The following is a 4,592-nucleotide window of genomic DNA, read 5'->3' as shown; positions in this document are numbered from 1 at the left end:
CATCGGTCACCCTCCTGCATTGAAGCGGCATTCCGACTTCGTAACATCCAGGAGGGTGGCTACATCAATTACGCGGTGTCCCATTAGAAGCCCCTCGCACTGACCGGAGAGAGCGGCACCTAATTACCTCCCATGTCGAGCGCGACAATTCGGCTGCCTCGGATCACGCCCTCAGGCGGCCAGCGGTTTTGAGATCCGGTTGGACGAACATTCCCCATCACGCCGAACCAGCAGCGCGGAAGCGTCGATTGCGGCCCCAGACGTATGGGGCGGCGTCCGCATTGAATGTCGATGTCGCGCAGACCTCGCCCGGTCAGTTTGCATGAATTTTTAATGAGAAGTTGGACACTTCTGAGGCAAGGGCTATCTGGAGGACGATGGCCATGACTTCACACTCGGAGCTTTCGAGGCACCTGCGGCCCGGCCAGATCTATCGGCGCAAGGATCTCGCGCGCTGGTCGACCTCTGTCGACCGTCACCTGAAGCAGCTGCTGGCTGACGGACGGCTCGAAAAGGTCGCCATTGGACTCTATGCGGTGCGGCGCAAGACCCGGTTCGGCAACTGCGCCGGCCAGTCCCGAGAAGCTCGTGAAGAGCTTTTTGGGCGATGACCGCTCCTCATGGTATCGCCCAACGCCTTCAATGGTCTGGGCGTCGGCGCGACCCAGCTTCACAACGAGCCCGTGGTCGACAACCACAACCGCCATGGCCGTTTCCGTCTCGACGGACGAACCTACGATTTCCGGCTTCGCGCGAATGTGCCGGCGCAGCTGTCGCAGGAGGTCCTGCTCGTCGACCTGCTCCACAATCTCGACAGGCTGCCGGAGGATCGGACCGAGGTGCTGCCACGTGCGCTCGAAAGGGCGCGCTCGATGGACTGTAAGCGGCTGGCACGCGGTTCGCGACTTCGGGTCGGCGCGCGCCGGGCGACTGCTCGCGCCCGTGCTCGATGCCGCGCCCGCCTGACCGCGCGCTTCGTCCTCCTGCATGACAGCCCGACTTCCTGGACCTGATCGAAGTCAAGGCGCGCGACCTGTCGATCGATCCCAGTCTCGTCGAGAAGTACTATCGGATCAGGCATGGGCTCTGGGCTCTCCAGCAGCTCGGCCTGCGCTTCGAGCTGAAGGGCGGCACTTCGCTCTCCAAGGACTATCCATCGCTTTTTGGAGAATATCGACATCCTGATCCATCCGGATGGCGAGCTGGCGGTCGGGCGCAACCAGAACAAGCCGGCCCATGTCGAGGCCCGTCGCGCATTCTACGACGATCTGGGGTCTCGGCTCGCACTCTCGGGCCTCGTGAGCGTCGCGCGGGACAACGCCCTCGACGATGGCTAGATGCAAAGCGCCGGCATCCGCCTGCACTATCCCTCGCTCACCCCCTTGCCCGATGGCGTGAAGGACGGGCTGCTGGTCGAAGCCGACTACGCACTGAACGTCGCGCTCTACTATCGGGAGCAGCCACCGTTCGGTGACCTCCTTGCGCGCATCTCCGGATTTGCCGCGCGCCTCTGACCGTTCAGCCTGCGCGACCGAAGCATCGGTTCGGATGGACGGCACTGCCCGCTCAGTTTTAACGGTCGGGCAGCGTGGGGTTGAGCCCCATTGCGCGGAGCGGGCGCGCCATGTCCGCGCGCTGGCGCATCAGATCGGCGAGCCAGCAGATATCGGCCGCTGCGTCCGCCGCAGGGGCGAAGGCGATCACCCGATAGAGCGCATTCTGGAAGCCAAGATCATCTCGCGCTAGCAAATCCTGCAATCGTTCAGACGCGTCGCTGCGGCCGGCATCAAGGCCCTCGTTTCGCTCCGAAGCAATATCGAGCAGGCCGGCGGCGAGCGATTGGGCATCATAATAACCGCTGTCGAGCGCCACGTGGCAGCCGATCGCAGCGAGCATCCTGCGGCGCGGGCTCAGCTCCGGGTCGCGCTCCGCGTCCCGAAGTGGAAGATTATAGTCATAGGTGGCGAGATAGGATTCGATCACAGGATCGCCCCTTCGGCGTCGAAAGAGAACATGCTGCGAACGAATTTGCGCGAATCGGGTTCCGGCTGCAAGGTTTGATCGATGAGTGACGAGACATCTTCGCCGAAACGCCGGGTACCGCGCGGCAGTGCCGGGCGCGCTCGCCGGCCGGCGGTCAACGCCCACGTACGACTGTCGGGCCTGGTCCGCATCGGACCGCGCTACGCCATGCTCGAGACGGACGACGGGACGCTGTGGCGGTTGCGTTCCGACGAAGACTTGCAGCCGCATGCCGACCGACGGACGACTGTCGAGGCACGGGTCAGTGCGGCGGATGAACTTGCCTTGCTCTGGATCGGTCCGGACAGCGTTGCGGACGACGAGACAAAGGCGGTTTGACCCGGCGCGCCGCGCACGCCGGGTCTGACATTTAGCCGTTCAGCTTGTCTTTGACCGCCTTGGCGACCGAGAAGCCTAGCTTCTTCGACGCCGCGATCTTGATTGTTTCCCCGGTCGACGGGTTGCGACCTTCGCGTGCGGCGCTCTCCTTGACCTTGAACTTGCCGAAGCCGCTGATCGAGATCTCGTCGCCTTTCGCGGCCGCCGCTGCGACAGCCTCGAAGATCGCATCGACGACCTTGCGCGCGTCGGTCTTGGTCAGGCTATGTTCGCCGGCGACGAGCTCGGCCAGATCACTGTTGTTCATTATGGTGTCCCTGTAACGAGATTGGGCCGGTGACATAGCGGGCGCCGACGAGGCCCGTCCAGCCGTCCTGCGTATATATCCGATCCAGCAACGGCACCGGCAGGCCGACGCGATGCCGCTGCGGACGACCTGATCGCCTGGGGCCGGTCAGGCAGGATTACTCGGTCGTTGGAGCGATCGTCAGTTCGCCCGGGCCGCCCGTTCCGCTGATCGCCGCAAGCTTGCGGCCCTCGCGCCACAGTTCGATGCGATAAGGACCGGCTGCCTCCAGCGCCCGGCCAATCGCCTGGTCATCGGACCAGGCTTCGAAATCCTCGTGGCTGCGTATATCTCCCGTCAACGCATTCATGCGAAACATGCGGTACGATAAGGCGTCGGACATGCGGCTTCAGGTCTCTCTCGCTCTGTTTTGCAGGGGAGATAGGAAGACCGGCTGCCGGGTCAAGCCGGTCAGGCGCGCGAGGGAGACGGGGCGTTGTCCCGTCCCGATCCTTCGTTTCGCACGGTCGATGGTCGCCCTCTGGCCCCATTGACCGCGTCCCGGCTTTGGCGCGGGCAACGCCTGCATGTGGCACCCATAGCGTTCGCCTGGCGTTTGCTTGCCGACCAAGTGCCGGGAGACAGCGATGGCGGATAACCACCCGATGGCGGTGCGACAGATCAGCATCTCGATCGATTGCCCGTTCGCCAAGGCTTATGCGTTTGCGCAGAGACCTGAGAATTTCCCCAGGTGGGCGGCTGGCCTCTCCCGGTCGCTGCACAAGGACGGCGACATCTGGCATGCCGACACCCCAGCAGGAGATGCGGTGGTCACCTTCAGCCCGGCGAACGAATTCTGCATCCTCGATCACCGGGTCTGCATCGCCGGACAGCCCGAAATCTATATCCCGCTCCGCATGATCGAGAATGGCGCTGGCACGACGGTGCTGTTCACTCTGTTTCGCCAACCCGACATGGACGACGCCGTTTTCGAGGCAGATGCGACGCTCGTGCGAGCGGATCCCGACACGTTGAAGGCGTTGCTGGAAGCTCGGCATTAGGTGTCGCTCGGGGCCGCTGGCGATGAAGACCGGCATGGAGCGCCATCTCCGGGGAGAATCTCGACGATCTGCGGGAGGAGAGCCTGTGGCGTGTCACGCTGCTGTAATGATTTCTGCGCAGCGTCACGGCTCCTAAAGCCTTTGAAGAGAGCTGGATGACGGAAGCGCGCAGGATATTCCTGGATAGAGACGACTGGATCCCAAATAATCCGCGCCTTCCCGTGCTGGTCTACCGCAATGCTGTCGATCATGATGATCCCGATATTGGGGCATCGCTTGAGCGCCTGTTCACCTGCAATGGTTGGCTGATCGCTGAACGAGCCAGCATCCACCGCGACTACCATTATCACGCTACCGCGCATGAGGTGATTGGCGTCGCTGCCGGCTCGGCGATCCTGGGCTTGGGGGGACCACATTCGGTCCGGCTGGCGGTCGATGCGAGCGACGTCATCGTCCTGCCTGCCGGCACGGGACATGCCCGGCTCGCTGCGAGCCTCGACTTCTGCCTCGTGTCAGCCTGTCCTCCAGGGCAGGATGCTGTCGAATGTCGCGACGTCGTCTCGACCGCAGTCACGATCGCCATCGCGGCCGTTCCCGATCCCTTGCAGGATCCGGTAGGCGGCCCGCGCAGCTAGACCGAAAAGTCGGCTTCGGAGAGCCGCATCATGGCTCGCGGCTCACCCGATCGGGCTTTCGGGCGAACGATGTCCTCGATCTCGACCCGATAGGCGGACGCGGTCCCTTCCGCTGTCACATGGCTGCGACCCGACAGGCGCGCCAGCGCCTGTCGGGCAATCGAGACGTGCACCGGGCCTTCGTCCGTGCTGACCGTCATCTCAACATCGTCCGATCCCGACATCGCGTTGCTCCCAACAAGGCAGTCA

The 4,592-nt window shown here is 63.6% G+C and carries 11 protein-coding genes; 7 read left to right on the top strand and 4 right to left on the bottom strand.

Annotated elements, in window-relative coordinates:
• Positions 1–377: 377 nt before the first annotated feature.
• From HZF05_RS21655 to HZF05_RS14290, 4 genes are all read left to right on the top strand, one after another.
• On the top strand, positions 378–611 hold the full coding sequence (locus HZF05_RS21655; RefSeq protein WP_160363836.1) for a hypothetical protein: 234 nt from the start codon (positions 378–380) through the stop codon (positions 609–611).
• A 9-nt stretch (positions 612–620) separates the two neighbouring features.
• A complete protein-coding gene (locus HZF05_RS21650; protein WP_246332017.1) occupies positions 621–1,013 on the top strand; it encodes a hypothetical protein in 393 nt (130 codons plus the stop codon).
• 150 nt (positions 1,014–1,163) lie between these two features.
• Positions 1,164–1,337: a hypothetical protein gene (locus HZF05_RS14295; RefSeq protein WP_160363835.1), complete on the top strand. Its 174-nt coding sequence runs from the start codon at positions 1,164–1,166 to the stop codon at positions 1,335–1,337.
• Complete coding sequence (locus HZF05_RS14290; RefSeq protein ID WP_160363834.1) at positions 1,338–1,514, top strand: hypothetical protein; 177 nt, start codon at positions 1,338–1,340, stop codon at positions 1,512–1,514.
• 58 nt (positions 1,515–1,572) lie between these two features.
• Here HZF05_RS14290 and HZF05_RS14285 read toward each other — a convergent pair whose 3' ends face one another.
• Positions 1,573–1,983, bottom strand: a complete 411-nt coding sequence (locus tag HZF05_RS14285) for a hypothetical protein (RefSeq protein ID WP_160363833.1) — start codon at positions 1,981–1,983, stop codon at positions 1,573–1,575.
• A gap of 81 nt (positions 1,984–2,064) precedes the next feature.
• Here HZF05_RS14285 and HZF05_RS14280 point away from each other — a divergent pair, with 81 nt between their 5' ends.
• On the top strand, positions 2,065–2,361 hold the full coding sequence (locus HZF05_RS14280; protein ID WP_160363832.1) for a DUF5818 domain-containing protein: 297 nt from the start codon (positions 2,065–2,067) through the stop codon (positions 2,359–2,361).
• A 31-nt stretch (positions 2,362–2,392) separates the two neighbouring features.
• Here HZF05_RS14280 and HZF05_RS14275 read toward each other — a convergent pair whose 3' ends face one another.
• Together HZF05_RS14275 and HZF05_RS14270 are read right to left on the bottom strand one after the other, a co-directional pair.
• The gene (locus tag HZF05_RS14275; protein WP_160363852.1) at positions 2,393–2,668 is read right to left on the bottom strand and encodes an HU family DNA-binding protein; all 276 of its coding nucleotides are present in this window, start codon (positions 2,666–2,668) and stop codon (positions 2,393–2,395) included.
• Positions 2,669–2,825: 157 nt separating this feature from the next.
• Positions 2,826–3,050, bottom strand: a complete 225-nt coding sequence (locus HZF05_RS14270; protein ID WP_160363831.1) for a hypothetical protein — start codon at positions 3,048–3,050, stop codon at positions 2,826–2,828.
• Between the two features lie 244 nt (positions 3,051–3,294).
• Here HZF05_RS14270 and HZF05_RS14265 point away from each other — a divergent pair, with 244 nt between their 5' ends.
• Both HZF05_RS14265 and HZF05_RS14260 read left to right on the top strand, forming a co-directional pair.
• Positions 3,295–3,708: an SRPBCC family protein gene (locus HZF05_RS14265; protein ID WP_246332016.1), complete on the top strand. Its 414-nt coding sequence runs from the start codon at positions 3,295–3,297 to the stop codon at positions 3,706–3,708.
• Between the two features lie 155 nt (positions 3,709–3,863).
• The gene (locus tag HZF05_RS14260; RefSeq protein WP_160363830.1) at positions 3,864–4,343 is read left to right on the top strand and encodes a cupin; all 480 of its coding nucleotides are present in this window, start codon (positions 3,864–3,866) and stop codon (positions 4,341–4,343) included.
• Here HZF05_RS14260 and HZF05_RS14255 read toward each other — a convergent pair.
• Entirely contained in the window at positions 4,340–4,543 is a 204-nt protein-coding gene (locus HZF05_RS14255) for a hypothetical protein (RefSeq protein ID WP_160363829.1), read from the bottom strand. The genes HZF05_RS14260 and HZF05_RS14255 overlap by 4 nt on opposite strands.
• Positions 4,544–4,592: the final 49 nt, after the last annotated feature.

The organism is Sphingomonas chungangi, assembly GCF_013778325.1.
In the GTDB taxonomy this organism is placed as follows: Bacteria; Pseudomonadota; Alphaproteobacteria; order Sphingomonadales; family Sphingomonadaceae; genus Solisphingomonas; species Solisphingomonas chungangi.
Note: the sequence above shows the minus strand (reverse complement) of the source record. Positions and strands in the feature narration are given on the sequence as shown.

Coding starts and splice junctions, on each gene's coding strand:
- HZF05_RS21655 (WP_160363836.1), top strand. CDS start 378: ATGGCCATGACTTCACACTCGGAGCTTTCGAGGCACCTGCGGCCCGGC.
- HZF05_RS21650 (WP_246332017.1), top strand. CDS start 621: ATGGTATCGCCCAACGCCTTCAATGGTCTGGGCGTCGGCGCGACCCAG.
- HZF05_RS14290 (WP_160363834.1), top strand. CDS start 1,338: ATGCAAAGCGCCGGCATCCGCCTGCACTATCCCTCGCTCACCCCCTTG.
- HZF05_RS14280 (WP_160363832.1), top strand. CDS start 2,065: ATGAGTGACGAGACATCTTCGCCGAAACGCCGGGTACCGCGCGGCAGT.
- HZF05_RS14275 (WP_160363852.1), bottom strand. CDS start 2,668: ATGAACAACAGTGATCTGGCCGAGCTCGTCGCCGGCGAACATAGCCTG.
- HZF05_RS14270 (WP_160363831.1), bottom strand. CDS start 3,050: ATGTCCGACGCCTTATCGTACCGCATGTTTCGCATGAATGCGTTGACG.
- HZF05_RS14265 (WP_246332016.1), top strand. CDS start 3,295: ATGGCGGATAACCACCCGATGGCGGTGCGACAGATCAGCATCTCGATC.
- HZF05_RS14260 (WP_160363830.1), top strand. CDS start 3,864: ATGACGGAAGCGCGCAGGATATTCCTGGATAGAGACGACTGGATCCCA.
- HZF05_RS14255 (WP_160363829.1), bottom strand. CDS start 4,543: ATGACGGTCAGCACGGACGAAGGCCCGGTGCACGTCTCGATTGCCCGA.